Raw genomic sequence first — 16,187 nt, 5'->3', positions numbered from 1 at the left:
GGATGGTGGCCTTCAGTCCACGTCCAGGAAAACCCTCATCTCGTTTTCGCCACGGTTGGACCAGGCGAAATAGGGAATCAGGGTGGCTGTGGCCGGCATGCGACGGACCGGTTGCCATGGACGGTAGAGCGGAGCAGTATCAGCTCCCTCTGCTGACTCCCGCCAAGCGGGCACCCGCAGTTTGACCATGCCGCGGCTGATCGCATCGACATGGCCCTCGGCCTGAGGATCGTCAAGATACGCCCCGGCCTGGAAGGTGAAGGGCTCAACTTTCACACGGCTTGCATCACCCGACAAGGCGCTGCCGTCCAGATGCAGCAGGTGCAGGTTGGCCCCATTGTCCCTTTCCTCGGCGCAGTAGACTATGGGTCCCCTGGTCACCGCCACCTTGCCTGCATCCTGACTGACCAGAGGGTTGGCGGCAACGACACGCACTGGCATGTCGAAGTCGATGTCGATCCGATCGCCCTGCTTCCAGGGACCCGCAAGGTAAAGGTACCCCTGTTCCAAACGTCGGCTGATGGCAGACGAGGAACCTTGGCCTGTGTGAACGGTCACCGCATCGGCAGCTGCATCGCCGCCAGCCCAGGAAGGCAGACGGAGAGCCAGGGTGGTCCGGCCATCACTGGAAGCCTCGACCTCTAGGCGGATTCGGCCTTTCCAAGGCAGTTCCGAATGCACCCGCAGTGCGATTGACCCCTCCCCTAGGTCCGCTTGAATCCTGCCGCCGATGTAGAGGTGCACAAAGAGCGTGGACCCGTCCTCGGCCAAGGTGTAAGCGTAATCCTGCACCGATTCGACCAGCCGTGCCAGGTTGGGCGGGCAGCATGCGCAACCGAACCACCGTTTGCGCACGATGGGCACGTAGCTGTAACGGGGATCCTTGTTCCGCTTGGTCTGCGGCCTGACCTCGAGGGGATTGCCATAGAAGAAGCTCTTGCCATCCATGGCCATGCCGTCAAGCACTGTGTTGTAGAGGGCCAGCTCCATCACGTCGGCATATTCGGACCTGGGGTCCAGCTGCAGCATTCTTCGGGCGAAGAAGACCATAGCCACAGAGGCGCAGGTCTCACAATATCCGGTGTCGTTGGGCAGGTCATAGGCGTAGGAGTGCGATTCTGCATCCGCGTCGGCACCCACTCCTCCTGTGACGTAGAGTTTCTTGTCAACAATGTCACGCCAGAGGGCATGCACCGCCTCATTCAGTGCAGGGTCCTCGGTCAGCCGGGCCACATCAGCAGCTCCGGCGTACAGATACCCGGCCCTGACCGCATGACCCACGGCTTGACGTTGCTGAGCCACCGGCTCATGGGCCTGGTAGTAGGCATAGGGTGCTGGCCTGCTGTCGTCGATAGTGAAGTCGGCATGCTCATAGGCTGCCCTCTGCCGATCCTCCTGCTCGAAATAGAGGGGGCTTGTTCCCCGCTGATTGACAAAGTAGGCCGCCAGGTCCAAATATCGCTTGATTCCGGTGGTCTCGTACAGGCGGATCAGAGCCATCTCGGCAATCTCATGACCCGGATAGCCATGCAGCTGATTGTCGTCCGGCCCGAAGGTCGCGGCTACATAGTCGGCGAACCGCTCGGCCGCATGCAAAAGCTTGGTCTTGCCCGTGCCCTGGTAATAGGCGATGGCACCTTCAATCAGATGGCCCAGGCAGTAGAGCTCATGATGATCCTTGAGATTGGTGAAGTGCCGGTTCATCCCATTGAGGATGTAGTAAGTGTCCAGGTATCCGCTGTCCAGCTGGGCCGCACAGACGATGTCGATGGCCCCGTCGGCCAGCCGCTCCAGCTCGGCATCCGGATGATGCGCCAGGGAGTACCCCACGGCCTCCACCCATTTGGAAAAGTCGGTGTCCTGGAAAACGTAACCATAGAACTTGTCCGGATCGGGATGATCCGGATCCTCCGGCAGGCAGTGGAACCCCTGATTGGTGTAAGTCGGCGGCTGGAAGTCTCCGCTCCCCTCCTGCCCATTCAGCCTCTTGTTGAGCGCGGCGGCGGCGCGGAAGTTGTGCATGCAGTAGCTGGGCGAAGCGCCAGGCACCTGATCGTTGAGGGCCCTCCATTGGTAGGGCAGGACCGCTGTTCTGACTAGCTCCTGCTCGGCTGACCAGAAGGGGTCGTCGACGCTGGCCTGGCTGATGTCAATAGGCCCGCTCATATTGAATTGCCGGCTCATGCTGCCATCTGCCTTTCTATGTGACGACTGAAGACGGTCAGCACCAGCGCAACGGCCACCAAGGCCACCGCAACGATGGGGAAGAGATAAACCTGTTGGTCGGCCGTCTGGAAGAATTTGAAGAAGATGATGGCAATAGCATTGCCGATGGCTGCGGTCTGGTTCCATGCCGTCTGCAGCTGGGTCTCGTAGGACTCAGGAGAAAGCCCGGAGACCAGAGAACTGCCGATCGGGCCGACGAGCTGGTCGGACAGGGCCATAAAGGCGTAGTAAATCAGCACCCACCACAGGGAGTAGCCGGAGGATCCGCTTCCGCCCAGAATCAGGGAGGGTATGGTCAGCGTGAAGAAGGCCAGGGCCGTGACCAGCAGTCCCATACCATACTTATAAGTGGTCCGGATTGCCCCGGCACGAGTCTTGGTCCACAGGAAGATGAAAATAGGCCCGGCTATCAGGTCCATGACCATGTAGATGACCTGGAGCGAGCCCGGAGCTATGGTGATGCCGAAGATCACCCGGTTGACCTTCTTGTCCAGGAAGATGGCGATGGCGCTGGTCAGCAGGGTAGCACCCAGGGCCATGACGATCTGAGCGAAGAAGAACCAGAGAAAGGCCTGAAGATGGGTGTGGTCACGGGCGGTCAGGTCCTTTTTGGTGAACAGGTTGACCAGGAAGCAGATGGGCACCACGAAGGCGAAGGTGGTGACGGCGTTGATTATGGCATTCAGGTTGAAATGCTTGGTCAGCACCAGGGCGGCGATGACCAGAGCCAGCACAACCAACCCGATGACCAGACCCTTGAGTATCCGCTGGCGCTCCCGGGCCGACAGGGGCTTGATGGGAGCCTCACCCAGGGGTCCGAAGAACCGATACTGGGTGAAGAAGATGGCCGCGCCGTAGAGAAGAGCGAAGACCCCTGCCACAGCGAAGCCGATATGGTAGTTGCTCAGACCGATCTGGCCCACCACGACCGGGGTGATGATTCCGGCCACCGTGTTGGCGAACTGGTGGATGGTGAAGGCCGCGTCGCGCCTGCGAGCGTCCTCCTTGCGGTAGAGCTGCCCGGTCAGGGAGGCGTTGGACATACCCATGATGGGCATGGACAGCAGCACCAGGGCGATGTAGGCCATGGTCTGCCCGAAGACCTGACTGGTCGGCGGTATAGCCAGGATGAAGAAGGCTATGGCCTTGAGCAGGTTGCCTAGGATCAGTGCCTTACGCATTCCCAGGACCCTGTCGGACAGCCAGCTACCCACGATATTGAGCAGTCCGTTGGCCGCACCCATGGCCGCGATCATCAGAGCCGCATCTCCCTGGGAGAACCCCAGCCCCTTGGAGAAGGGGGTGTAGAGGTAGTAGATCATCAGGGCGTAGAAGGCGCCCCAGGCGGCCGAGTTGCAGAAATTGCCCAGAGCCAGGGTCCCGATGGCACGAGGGTGTCCGAAGAAGCCCTTGTCGTCCCTGACCTCTTCCAAGGTGCTCTCCGTGTGTTTCATGATTGCATCGCTCCCGGAATGGTGGTGAATTTATAGAAAAGGTAGATGATTTTGAGGTATAGATTCTTTACAGCCACCTGGGTCACCAATCCCTGCGCTGGTATGGTCCGGTCTGCCACAGTCGTTCCGTCTCCTTCTGACTTGCTTAGGCCCCACTGCCTATGCTGACTTCAATGGTAACGGGGGTGCATTTCGTGTCTGGTGGCTTAGAATTCACAATACGTGGAGCATTTTTACCGATTCTTCCCGATGAGAGGTCGACTTTCATGACATTGTTCTATGACCAGGAAAGCCATCCCCAGCCCGAGCTGGTCTCTGCCGGCACCTTCATCGGCGACCCGGGCTGGCAGCACAGCAGACGCATCATCAGCACCTTCGAAATCATCTGCAACATCCAAGGCTTGCTGCCCCTGCAGATTGGCGACACACGCTACATGGTCGGGCCCGGCACCTTCCTGATCGTCCCGCCCGAACTGGAGCACAAGGGATTCCGCACCATCACCGAAAGCCTGAAGTTCGATTGGATGCATTTCAGTCTGCCCGGCCTGACCCCAGTCGAGGGCACTGGCGATGACCCCATTGTTGATGAGACTTCGAGCATCCTCCTGCCTGCCTACAGTGAGAATCTGCTCATGGATCGAATCACCGTCATCACCAACCAACTGCTGGACGTCTGCCAGATGCACGGCGACCAACGCTATCTGAACGCCATCCTGGCCTGCGTGCTCTACGAGGTGACTATGCAGACCAGGCAGCTGCTGCACACCCAATCCATGAATCTGCACGAGCTGCAGCCGGTGCGCGACTGGATCCGCATCCACGCTCTGGGACCCATCAGCCTGGGGCAGATCGCCGACTACTTCAACTACAACAAGAGCTACCTGTCTCGCAAATACCGGCAGAAGTTCGGCATCACCATTTCCCAGGAGATCGAACGCTTCCGCATGGAGGCGGCCAAGTCGCTGCTGGTGGAGACCGACGACACAGTGGAAAGCATCGGGGCCATCGTCGGTTACAAGGACGACAAATACTTCATGAAGGTGTTCAAACGCAGCACCGGCATCAGCCCCACACGCTACCGCAGAACCTTTCATCAGCGCCACTTCAACTCCCACTGAAGCCGACCACAGGGTCGAGCGAAGGGAACAATAGGTGGTTTTTATTGACTCAATCCTCCCCGCCAAAGAGGTTTCGCCCATAAGTCCCATAGGATGAAAACAACAAGGTGATTCCGCAATGAAGGGAGATCCCCAATGCCTCATACCAATCCACCCCGGGTGATTTTCAGCCAGATGATCGATTCTCGACGCATCGAACTCTACTGGGATCAGGAGGTGAAAGGAGCCGCCGATCCCCGGCATTTCCGCCTTTCCCTGGACGAGCATCCTCTGCCACTGATGGAGAGGACCGACGTGGAGTGGAACCTGCTCAACGTCTATGAACCCATCAAAAAACGGTCCACGCTGATCACCAGGGAACCCTTGGATTTCACTGTCCTGGGACGCCTGACCATACGTGCGGACGCGGCCATCGTCAACCGACAAGGCCAGCATGCCGACCCGGAGGTCGAGATCGTGGTCAACAACTGGCACTATCAGTACACCCAGTTCACCAACTGCCGCTGTGGCATCCCCATCGAATCGTCGGACGACGTCAAGCACCACACCCGGCTGCTGGCGGCCGAACTGATCGACACCATGCTGTCCGCATCGCCGCAGGTAGCCAAGACCATGATCGCCGAGGGCGCCAGGGTCGCCATCTATGGGCTGCACGAGGACGTCTATGACATACCCGAGCATCGCGGCGGTGCCCAGATCATGGATCGGCCGGTGGAAGGCTATGGAGGCATGATCGGCGACCCGATCACTTCCATCTCCGCCGCCAACATCGAACGCATCACCGAGGGCGTACACCAGACCCGCTACCCCAATGAGTCCATACTGGCCCATGAATTCGGCCACGCCATCCACCTTCTGGGCATCAACCGCCTTGAGGATCAGAGCCTGGCTCACCGAATCCAAGCCGCCTACAGCCATGCACAGGAGACGGGTCTCTGGCCCCACACCTACTTGATGGGCAACATCGAGGAGTACTTCGCTACCCTGACCTCCATGTGGTTCAACGTCATGGCTGAGAGCGCCGACGACAACTGGGACGGCGTCCGGGGCCCACTCAACACCAGGAACGAGCTACGCGAATACGACCCGACCGGCTACGACCTGCTGGCGGACATATACCCGCAGACCGCACTGCCCTACCCCTGGAACACCAACCCGGTCAACCATGACTACAGCGGGCATATGGACCAGCTGCCCTGAGAGCACCCGCTGTGACTTCGGGCCTGCTGACAGTGGGGATCGCTCGTGATGTTAACCCGATTAACAGGAAGGAAGAGTGGCGGCTAACCAGGTAAATATGGCCAGCATTCGACCGCGAATGATACGAGTCGGCAAATATTGAGTCGGCAAGTATTTTGTATACTTGGAGAAAGAGATATACTTGCCTCAGCTAATAACCGCTCTTCTGAGTTATGAGACTTAAATCAATCTAATTAACAATGTTGTGAACCCTCCACCACCTGCGTAAGGAGAACTGATGAAGGAGACAAAGGCTTTTGGACAGACAGACTTTGATCCTGCAGAGGCGCATGAGCGGGATTCCCGGGTACGCGTGGGACGGCTCACGGCATTGCCAGCCCAATTCCGCAGCAAAGCAAGAACAGCTGGGGCTATCTGGAAAAAACAAATAATTGCCCTCGTAGCAGTATTGATGAGTGTGGCCCTGTTCTCGGGTTGCCAGGGATCGAATAGGTCAGAGCCATCAGTAAAACAGGTCTCCAATTATCTTTCATCGTTGACAAAGTACAACGTTTCTGGTGACGGCAGTGTCAAAACCATCTCTGCAAACAAATCGGGAACCCTGTATGTACTGGCACAGCGAGCCGACCTCAAGCGGACTGATGCCGCGCAATGCAAGGTGAACGGGCAAGCCATGCAGCGTTCTTCTTCTGACATAAATTACCCAGCAGGTGACGGAAAGAATTTCTTCCCATTCGCACAAATCGAGATCGCGCAAGGCAACCCACACAAGCTCTCTTGCAACCAACCGAGTGGGACCAAATTAATTGCGTTGCTCGACCCGCATATCCGAAACTTATAGAGGCCAGACCAGCGATGCAATCGAGCTGCAGGAAGTTTACCGAAAGCAGCTACGTATAAAACAGCAGACGTGCGTCCCACTCTGCCTGCCGTCTGGAACCTCTGAAGTCGTGGAACAGTAAGCAACGAAACCCGATATTCAACAACCTTTACGGCCCGAATATCGTCGTTAAGAAGCCACAGTGCAGCTATAGCCTGAGTGTTACAAGGCCAGGTATGATAAAGTTGTTTCAGATTGTCGGGATTGTACCTGGCCTACGGCTGGCCTGAAAGATGGGGGTATCCGATAGCTTGGCCGCTGTTCCTGGGGGAAGGGGATCGTAATTAGCATGCGTCAGCATTCGCACACAATAGGTAGACCAGCTATGGCCGTCAGTATTCTGCTCGCCATAATCCTGCCCGCAAGCCTTATCGCAGGCAGTTTTGCCACAGCTGACACTGCTGCAAACGAACCTAGTGCGGCCGACACTACCGCGCCAGCCGCACTAGAAGGCACCGGGGGGGGGGGGTCGTCAAACTCCTCGCGTAGCTAAGCAAAATTCCGGCATTTCCTCCAGCAAGGCAACATCGCTCAGCACACCGACAACACCTGAATCTCCACTAGCTTCACCATCTCCGCTAAGCACATATTCCCCGCTAGCCACTTCTTCTCCTCTGCATTCCACGCCAGAGAACACCCGCAACATAGGCAACACAGCCCATAATCTCCCACAAACGCGCTCAAACACCCAATACACCGTTACTTTCAGCAACCCTCAAGGCTCCAATACAACTCAGACAATCACAGATGGCGAGCGCGCAATACGGCCAACCGACCCGACCAAGGACGGCTACCTTTTCGACGGATGGTTCATCGGCAATACCTCCGTCGCTTATGACTTCAACCAGCCGGTCACCGGCAATCTGACACTCACCGCCAAGTGGACCAAGGGTGCTGGCACCTGGGGCATCAGCCCTGATCATGGGCCTGAAACCGGCAATACCAAAATCACCATTACGCCGCCTGCGGCCCAAGGCCTCCGATTCGGCCAAATCAGCGCCGGCAACAGCCACTCTCTGGCCATAGGCTCAGATGGCAACCTCTACAGCTGGGGCAGCAACCAGAATGGGCAACTAGGACGCAACATTGGATCGGCTACATATGATGCCAAGCCGGGCCTGGTCGCCAAACCCGCGGGAGTATCAGACAACTTTACCTGGGTGCAGGCCAGCGCAGGATATGACCATTCTCTGGCCATAGGCTCGGACGGCAACCTCTACAGCTGGGGCATCAACCAATACGGTCAGCTGGGCCGCAGTATTGGATCAGCCACAAAGGACGCCCAGCCAGGCCTGGTAACAAAGCCCGCAGGAACCACAGGGTCCTTTACCTGGTCGCAGGCCAGCGCAGGGGGCAGATCTTCTATGGCAATCGGTTCCAACGGCATTTTGTACAGCTGGGGATACAACCAACTAGGGCAGCTGGGAAACGGTAGCCGGGACTCGCAGACCCATATCAAACCTGGCCCCATCAAGAATCCGTCAACAGCAACAGGCCCATGGAGTAGGGTCAGCGCAGGGTACGATCATGCCTTGGCGATAGGCTCAGATGGCAAAATCTACAGCTGGGGCAGCAATAACCATGGGCAATTGGGCAACGGCGACTCAAGCTCCTACTGGAGCACTACACCTGTAAAAGTCCAAGTACCCGATACCCTCACTATTACCCAGATCAGCGCAAAAAGCGACTCCTCCCTTGCTCTCACCGCTGATGGCAGCCTGTACACCTGGGGCTGGAACGACAATGGACAGATAGGACGAGGCGCTACCGGATCCACCGCCTTCTACGTCAATCCAGACAAGCTCACCGTAAGCGGAGTCAGCTTCACACAAGCTGGCGTAGGAAGAGGAACCACACTGGCACTGGGATCCGATGGCAAGCTCTACGGTTGGGGAAAGTACGGAAAGACGCCTATCTCAGGCGCTCCCAGCCAAATCACCTTCACACAGGTCAGCGCTGGAGACGATTATCTTTTGACCGTAGGCTCTGACGGCAACCTTTACAGTTGGGGCAACAACCAGTATGGCCAACTAGGGCTCACCGACAATGTCGGCACATCAACAGGTGCCCGAACACCAAAGCCCGCATCCTTCCCTGACACGGCCACTCCCAGCTCCGTCGACTTCGGTGGGACAGTGGGAACGAACCTGACGGCCAACGCCGACGGCACCTGGAGCGTCACCACACCCCAGCATGCAAAGGGAAAGGTGGACGCAGTCATTGCCTGGAGCTTGAACGGAATACGACCAGACGCACGCCTCTCGTACACTTACGATGGCCCATATACAGTCACTTTCGCCCAAGGTAGCGTGAATGCACCCGTCTCTGGCATACCCTCCAACCAATATGTATACGAATGCAGTCGGGCGAAGCGTCCGTATCCTGATCCCAAGGCGGCCGGTTTCCTGTTTGATGGCTGGTTCCTCAAGGACGCCAAAGGGGATTCCAAGGTGGCTTATGATTTCAGCCAGCCGGTCACCGCGGACATCACCCTGGTCGCCCATTGGAGCCCTACCAGCACCGGCGGCTGGTCGATCAGCCCAGACAAGGGCAACGTGCTGGGCGGCCAGCGGGCGACCATCACCCCGCCCAGACTGAGCCGCGGCATCCGTTTCAGCCAGGTCAGCGCCGGCGGCTTCCAGGCCGGGGATTTCCAAGGCTTCTCCGTGGGCGTGGCCAGTGACGGGAACGCCTACGCCTGGGGCAGCAACCAGCATGGCCAGCTGGGCCAGGGCACCGCCGGCAGCACTCCGCAGAAGACGCCGGTCAGGGTTCCCCTGCCGGCTGGCGTGGCCTCCGGGTTCACCTACAAGCAGGCCGTGGCGGGCGGCTACCATGTGCTGGCCGTCGGCAGCGACGGCATCGTCTACGCCTGGGGGGCCAACGAGCACGGGCAGCTCGGCAACGGCAATGTGGACGCAAACCGTACCAAGCCGCTGCCAGTCAAGGGTGCGGACGGCCAGCCCTTCAAGGCCGTCCAGGTGAGCGCCGGCGCCTTCGACTCGGCGGCCATCAGCCCGGATGGGCGCGTCTACACCTGGGGCAGTGAAAACAACAACTTCACCGCATACAGCACACCCAAACCGACCCCGACCCTGGCCAAGGACCCCAACGGCTCCAGCCAGGGGCTGCACGCGGCCCAGGTCAGCCTGGGCTGGAGCTTCGTCATGGCCATGGACACGGATGGCAGCCTCTACACCTGGGGATACAACAACTACGGGCAGTTCGGCAACGGCACAGCCACGGGGGTATACAGCACCACGTACGCCGCCGACCCGGCACGCGTGCCCGACCCCAAGGACACGAGCAAGACCTTCAAAGCCACGCAGGTCAGCGCCGGAGCCAACCACGCCCTGGCCATCGGCCAGGACGGCACCGCCTGGGCATGGGGGTACAACGACCGCGGGCAGCTGGGCGACGGGTCGACAACCAGCAGGCCCAGACCCAAACAGATCCAGGATCCCGCAAACCCAGGCCAAGCATTCGAGGCCGCATGGGTCAGCGCCGGCGTGCACCACTCCCTGGCCATCGACCGGAACGGCGCAGCCTGGGCATGGGGATGGAACAGCGACGGCCAGCTCGGCGACAACACCACCAGCGACCAACCCGCGCCCATACGCGTGTCGCCGCCCGCGGGCCAGGGCAGCGCCGGCACCGGGCTCGCATCCGCACGAATCAGCGCAGGACGAAACCACTCCCTGGCCGTCGGCCAGGACGGCAACACGTACAGTTGGGGCGACAACCAGTACGACCAGCTCGGCACCGGAAACGACACGACACAGAGCCGCACCCCGGCCCTGGCCGCCTTCAACCCCAAGCTGCTGATCACCGGTGTCAAGTTCGACCAGACAGTGGTCGGCACCCTGCAACAGAACCCTGACGGGTCCGTCACCCTGGTCACCCCCGCCCACAGTCCGGGACTGGCCGACGTGATCGTGGACTGGACCCTGGGCGGCGCCGGCCAGACCCAGGCGCGCCTGGCCTACACCTACGAAGGCGTCCTGCCACTGACGGGCGGCGATGGGACCATGATCCTCCTGCTCGCCGCCGGGCTGCTCGCCGCAGCCGGCGCCGCCGCAGCCGGACGCCACCGACGGGAAGCCCGCATCCTGCACGTCTAGAATCTTCACCCGAGTAAGCAAGCCGGGCCGTACCCCAAGACGGCCCGGCCAAACCAGGGTGGCCCCGCCAATCCCCCAACACAACGGAGCCACCCACCTCACTTCATTAGAATCCCACTCCCACGCCAACCCCATCTGCAGCGATAACGAACAATCAGGATGATGCCTGATACAGACTTATAGCTCGCTTCTCCTAGGCCCTGACAAGGTCTGCATAAATAAGTCCGCCGGAGTGATAAAGTTATTGCAGATAAGGCCGGGATTGAGCCCGGCGTGCGGCAGGGGATCCGGACTGGGGAGTTCCGGGCATGAAGCCGCAGGTCCTGGGGAAGGGGATCATGCTTAACATGCGTCAGCATACGAACACGCATAGCCGTCCGGTTATAACCGCCAGCCTTCTGATCGCCGTCATCCTGCCGACAAGTCTGATCGCCGGCGGTCTCGCTGCGGCCGACACGGCTACTAGCGAACCTGTTGTGGCCGGCGCGAGCGCGCCTGCCACAACAGGCGGCACCGGGGGGGGGGGGTCGTCAGACCCCTCGCGTAGCTAAGCAAAATTCCGGTATTTCCCCCAGTAAAGCAACGTCTCCAACTTCACCCCTCTCTACACCATCGCCCCTAACAACAACCTCCCCGCTAAATACAGCGCAGCTGCCGTCACCCACCATCCCAGCACCTAATAAAAGCGTTGATCAATCACAACCACGGTCATCCGCTCAACATACCGTCACTTTCAACGACCCTGAACAGCAAACCAGCACAGAACAAAAGATCACGGACGGAAACCGTGTAAAGCGACCCGCAAATCCCTCAAGAATCGGCTATGTGTTCGACGGATGGCTCATAGGAGACACACCCGTCGCCTATGACTTCAGTCAGCCGGTCACCAGCGATATCACCCTGACAGCCCACTGGATACAAGGCTCCAGCACGTGGAGCCTCGATCCCGTCCATGGACCCGCGAGCGGCAACACCAAGGTCACTCTTACCCCGCCCGTCATACCCAATATTCGGTTCAGTCAGATCAGCGCAGGAAATAACTTTGCTGTGGCATTGGGATCAGACGGCAACATCTACAGCTGGGGTTCCAACCAGAAAGGCCAGCTTGGTCGAACAGCCAGCAGTAGCCTATACGATCCAAACCCCACACCCGGCAAGGTCGACAGACCCGCAAACGTACCATCCGACTTCACATGGGTTCAGGTCAGCGCAGGAAACACTTTTGCCCTGGCTCTCGGTTCTGATGGCATTCTCTATAGTTGGGGAGACAACGACTTATATGAGCTTGGACGCGACGGTGTTTACAATCTCTTCGGCGGTGACCAAACACCGAGGCCTGTAGACAAGCAAGACACCATCAAATTCACCCGCATCAAAGCAACAGCAAACCACGCTATGGCTTTTGATTCCCTTGGAAATCTCTACAGCTGGGGGTGGAACGAGTATGGACAACTGGGTCATGATGGGGAAACTCAGCAAGTCAAAGAACCGGCTAAGGTCGACAAACCTGCAAATACATCATCCGATTTCTCCTGGGTTCAGGCTAACGGAGGGTTCTACGATACGATTGCAATCGGTTCAGACGGCAACCTCTACAGCTGGGGAAACAACGACTTCGATCAACTGGGCCGCGACACCACTAATACAAGAAAGAATCCTATTCCTGGCAAGATTGACAAGCCCGCAGGTGTTCCCAGCGACTTCACATGGCTCCAGACGGGATCAGCCCATTACAATTCCATGGCCCTTGGCTCGGATGGAAACATCTATACCTGGGGTTCGGATCTTCAAGAAGTCATGCTGGGACGCGACCTGAGCCTCAATGCCGCCAATCGTCCGGCAGCTGTCTATAAACCTGCCAACATCAACTACATTGACTGCATGACGACTGACTACCACTCTGTGGGGCTCGGCTCAGACGGCAACCTCTACAGCTGGGGAACAGACGGAGACGGCGAGCTTGGACACGCTACACCAGTAAGCGGCCCAGGAATTGTGACCAAGCCAGACAGTAACCAAAATGACTTCACCTGGAAGCAGGCCAGCATAAACAATGGCTATACCATGGGACTCGGCTCAGACGGCTACCTGTATACCTGGGGCTTTAACTATTACGGCGAGCTAGGGCACGGCGCCGCCGGCGATAAAGAACGCGGAGTAGTGTCGACCCTCGGCACACCCGACCTCACTGGCATTAAGTTCGACGGAACCGCTATTAAAGACCTGTCGAAGAACACGAATGACAACACTTGGAGCGCCACTGCCCCGCCGCATGCAAAGGGGAAGGCGGACGTGACTGTCCAATGGACCATAAATGGGGCGTCGCAGCCGGATGTGCATTTGACCTATCGATACGACGGACCAAAATACACTGTCTCCTTCAGCAACCAAGACAACTCCTGTCCAACGTCTTCCGACATGCCCCAAAACCAGTCCGTTACTGAGGGCCGGCAGGCGATGCGCCCGTACCCCGATCTGAAGGCGGACGGCTGTCTGTTTGATGGTTGGTTCCTCAAGGACGCCAATGGCAAATCCGATGTGGCGTACGATTTCAGCCAGCCGGTCACCGCGGACATGACCCTGGTCGCGCATTGGAGCCCTGAGAAAGATTCCGGCTGGTCGATCAGCCCGGGCAAGGGCAACGTGCTGGGCGGCCAGCGGGCGACCATCATCCCGCCCAAGGCCAATAGAGGCGTCCGCTTCAGCCAGGTCAGCGCCGGCGGCTACCAGATGAGTGATGCGGCGGGCTTCTCCGTTGGCGTGGCCAGCGACGGGAACGCCTACGCCTGGGGCAGCAACCAGCACGGGCAGCTGGGCATCGGCAACACAACCAAGCAGAACAAGCCGGTTAAAATCCCCTTGCCGGACGGCGTGGATTCCGGGTTCACCTACACGCAGGCCGTGGCGGGAGGCTTCCACGTGCTGGCCGTCGGGAGCGACGGCATCGTCTACAGCTGGGGCGCCAACGACCACGGGCAGCTGGGCGACGGCACCACCGTCGAGCGTTCCAGGCCGCTGCCCGTCAAGGGTGCAGATGGCCAGCCGTTCAAGGCCGTCCAGATCAGCGCCGGCGCCTACGACTCGGCGGCCATCAGCCCGGACGGGCATGTCTACACCTGGGGCAGCGAGGGCAACAGCCGCGACGGCAACTTCAACCCCAGCTTCACCCAGCCGCGGAAGACGCCGACCCCGGCAGCCGCCCCCGACGGATCCGGCCAGGGGCTGCAGGCGGTGCGGGTCAGCCTGGGCTGGAGCTTCGTCATGGCCCTGGACGAGGACGGCAACGTATACGCCTGGGGATACAACAACTACGGCCAGCTCGGCAACAACAGCACCAGCAGCGCCTACACGGCCACACCCGCCAGGGTGCGCGACCCGAACAGCCCCAATGACCCAGGCAAAGGGCTGCAGGCCACGCAGATCAGCGCAGGCACGGACCATGGCCTCGCCATCGACAGGAACGGGACCGTCCTGAGCTGGGGGCACAACAACTCCGGCCAGCTCGGCAACGGCTCCACCTACGACCAGCCCGCCCCCGAACCGGTCAAGAACCCGGGTGGAAGAGGCAGTTTCACCGCCGTCGGCATCAGCACAGGAGTCATTTACTCCCTGGCCGTCGACAGCTCCGGCAACACCTGGGCATGGGGATACAACGCCTACGGCCAATTAGGCAACGGCAGCGTCTACCCGCTGCAGACACCCACAACAGTGCGAAGCCCCGACCCGTCCGCCGGCGCCAGCGCATCCCTGCAGGCCACGCGCGTCAGCGCGGCGCAATACCATTCCCTGGCCATCGGCCGGGACGGCAACGCCTACGCCTGGGGCGACAACTATTACGGCCAGCTCGGCAACGGAAGCGCAGCACAGAGCCGCACCCCGACCCTGGTCGCCTTCAACCCGGCACTGCTGATCAACGGCGTCAAATTCGACAAGACGGCCGTGGACCCCCTGGTGCAGAACCCTGACGGGTCCGTCACCCTGGCCACCCCCGCCCACAATCCGGGGCAGGCCGATGTCATCGTGGACTGGACCCTGGGCGGCACCAAACAGGAACCAGCACACCTGGCCTACACCTACGAAGGCGTCCTGCCCCTGACGGGCGGCAACGGCACCATGATCCTCCTGCTCGCCGCCGGGCTGCTCGCCGCAGCCGGAGCAGCAGCAGCCGGACGCCACCGACGGGAAGCCCGCATCCTGCACGTCTAGAATCTTCACCCGAGTAAGCAAGCCGGGCCGTACCCCAAGACGGCCCGGCCGACCAGGGTGGCCCCGCCAATCCCCAACACCACAACGGAGCCACCCACCTCTTTCATCCCGCCCCTAGCTCGCTGTTTTCTCCTGCCCAGTTATAGATAAGCAATAAAAGAGCCTTGACGAGTTCGTCAAATCATCGAGTCCTTTTTAGGACTATTATCCGTACGGATATCATTCAGTGAAGTTTTGCAAAGTTGAGAGCTTTCCCTCATAAACACTTACAAAAATAGTCTTCGACCAGAGACCGCTACTGTCATTACCTCAACCGGATCCTAAAGACTGGTGTTCGCAAAATTGTAAGCCCTCAGTGCAGGACCAGAACGACAGCGAACCCAAGGCAGAGTGGAGTGCACAAAATCGTGCCCCGGTGAGCAGAAAGAGTGTCTGGCCCACACTTGGACAACAGCCCGCTACATTGAAAGTCCCCCACCGTCCGCAGAACAAAGACCGCACGGCTGTCTAGGGCAGATCCCTTGACAACCGGGGTCCAAATCTTCAAACGTTTCAGCAAGACAAGGACGATCAGGACCATAAAAGACCCGACCACCATCAAAACCTCAAGAAACTCAGCTTCTGATTCGTGCGCGAGGATTAATCGAACAACATAGGCCGGTAATTGTATTTGCGTTCAGGCAAGATCCGATTATCGAACAGCTTGCTACCAGCTTCCAGTACCTATAGAAGTAGGCGGTGACTGCGAAGAACACGGTGTCAATGGCACCCAACAAGCCGGTACCCGTAGACATAGATCCCCTATCAGTTCTTCGTCGAAGAGTAGTTATCGGATTCCCAACACTGCTAACGAAAATCATAGTACTCACTGCAATAATGAGGAAAAACACACTCTCCCTAACGTCTATTAACAAAGTGTCTGCGAGCGCGCCGAGATCGCCCCGACAGAGATCAGAAACACTTTGCAGATAAATGCCGCTGG

Annotated in this window: 7 protein-coding genes; 5 read left to right on the top strand and 2 right to left on the bottom strand. The window is 59.1% G+C overall.

Translation table 11 applies throughout. From position 1 onward, the window contains the following. Nucleotides 1-12: 12 nt before the first annotated feature. Both H3V09_RS00305 and H3V09_RS00300 read right to left on the bottom strand, forming a co-directional pair. Complete coding sequence (locus H3V09_RS00305; RefSeq protein WP_232339315.1) at nucleotides 13-2,184, bottom strand: glycoside hydrolase family 127 protein; 2,172 nt, start codon at nucleotides 2,182-2,184, stop codon at nucleotides 13-15. After that, nucleotides 2,181-3,680 carry an oligopeptide:H+ symporter gene (locus H3V09_RS00300; RefSeq protein ID WP_198190559.1) on the bottom strand — a complete coding sequence of 500 codons (1,500 nt, stop codon included), beginning with the start codon at nucleotides 3,678-3,680 and terminating at the stop codon, nucleotides 2,181-2,183. Before H3V09_RS00300 ends, H3V09_RS00305 begins: the two co-directional genes overlap by 4 nt. Before the next feature lie 266 nt (nucleotides 3,681-3,946). Between H3V09_RS00300 and H3V09_RS00295 the strand changes: the two genes are divergently transcribed. The 5 genes from H3V09_RS00295 (at nucleotide 3,947) to H3V09_RS00270 (ending at nucleotide 15,205) form a co-directional block, all read left to right on the top strand. Beyond that, complete coding sequence (locus tag H3V09_RS00295; RefSeq protein ID WP_186363862.1) at nucleotides 3,947-4,798, top strand: AraC family transcriptional regulator; 852 nt, start codon at nucleotides 3,947-3,949, stop codon at nucleotides 4,796-4,798. A 135-nt stretch (nucleotides 4,799-4,933) separates the two neighbouring features. Beyond that, the gene (locus tag H3V09_RS00290; protein WP_121913271.1) at nucleotides 4,934-5,998 is read left to right on the top strand and encodes a hypothetical protein; all 1,065 of its coding nucleotides are present in this window, start codon (nucleotides 4,934-4,936) and stop codon (nucleotides 5,996-5,998) included. Between the two features lie 277 nt (nucleotides 5,999-6,275). Beyond that, nucleotides 6,276-6,839 (top strand): hypothetical protein, encoded by a 564-nt coding sequence (locus H3V09_RS00285; protein ID WP_121913272.1) that lies wholly within the window; start codon nucleotides 6,276-6,278, stop codon nucleotides 6,837-6,839. A gap of 545 nt (nucleotides 6,840-7,384) precedes the next feature. After that, a complete protein-coding gene (locus tag H3V09_RS00275) occupies nucleotides 7,385-10,999 on the top strand; it encodes an RCC1 domain-containing protein (RefSeq protein WP_332460987.1) in 3,615 nt (1,204 codons plus the stop codon). Nucleotides 11,000-11,473: 474 nt separating this feature from the next. Further along, on the top strand, nucleotides 11,474-15,205 hold the full coding sequence (locus tag H3V09_RS00270; protein ID WP_121913274.1) for an RCC1 domain-containing protein: 3,732 nt from the start codon (nucleotides 11,474-11,476) through the stop codon (nucleotides 15,203-15,205). Nucleotides 15,206-16,187 lie beyond the last annotated feature (982 nt).

Origin of the sequence: Bifidobacterium sp. M0399 (genome assembly GCF_016100595.1) — a bacterium.
In the GTDB taxonomy this organism is placed as follows: domain Bacteria; phylum Actinomycetota; class Actinomycetes; order Actinomycetales; family Bifidobacteriaceae; genus Bombiscardovia; species Bombiscardovia polysaccharolytica.
The sequence above is the reverse complement of the archived record's forward strand: the minus strand, read 5'-3'. Positions and strand labels throughout refer to the sequence as shown.

Coding starts and splice junctions, on each gene's coding strand:
- H3V09_RS00290 (WP_121913271.1), top strand. CDS start 4,934: ATGCCTCATACCAATCCACCCCGGGTGATTTTCAGCCAGATGATCGAT.
- H3V09_RS00285 (WP_121913272.1), top strand. CDS start 6,276: ATGAAGGAGACAAAGGCTTTTGGACAGACAGACTTTGATCCTGCAGAG.
- H3V09_RS00300 (WP_198190559.1), bottom strand. CDS start 3,680: ATGAAACACACGGAGAGCACCTTGGAAGAGGTCAGGGACGACAAGGGC.
- H3V09_RS00295 (WP_186363862.1), top strand. CDS start 3,947: ATGACATTGTTCTATGACCAGGAAAGCCATCCCCAGCCCGAGCTGGTC.
- H3V09_RS00305 (WP_232339315.1), bottom strand. CDS start 2,184: ATGAGCCGGCAATTCAATATGAGCGGGCCTATTGACATCAGCCAGGCC.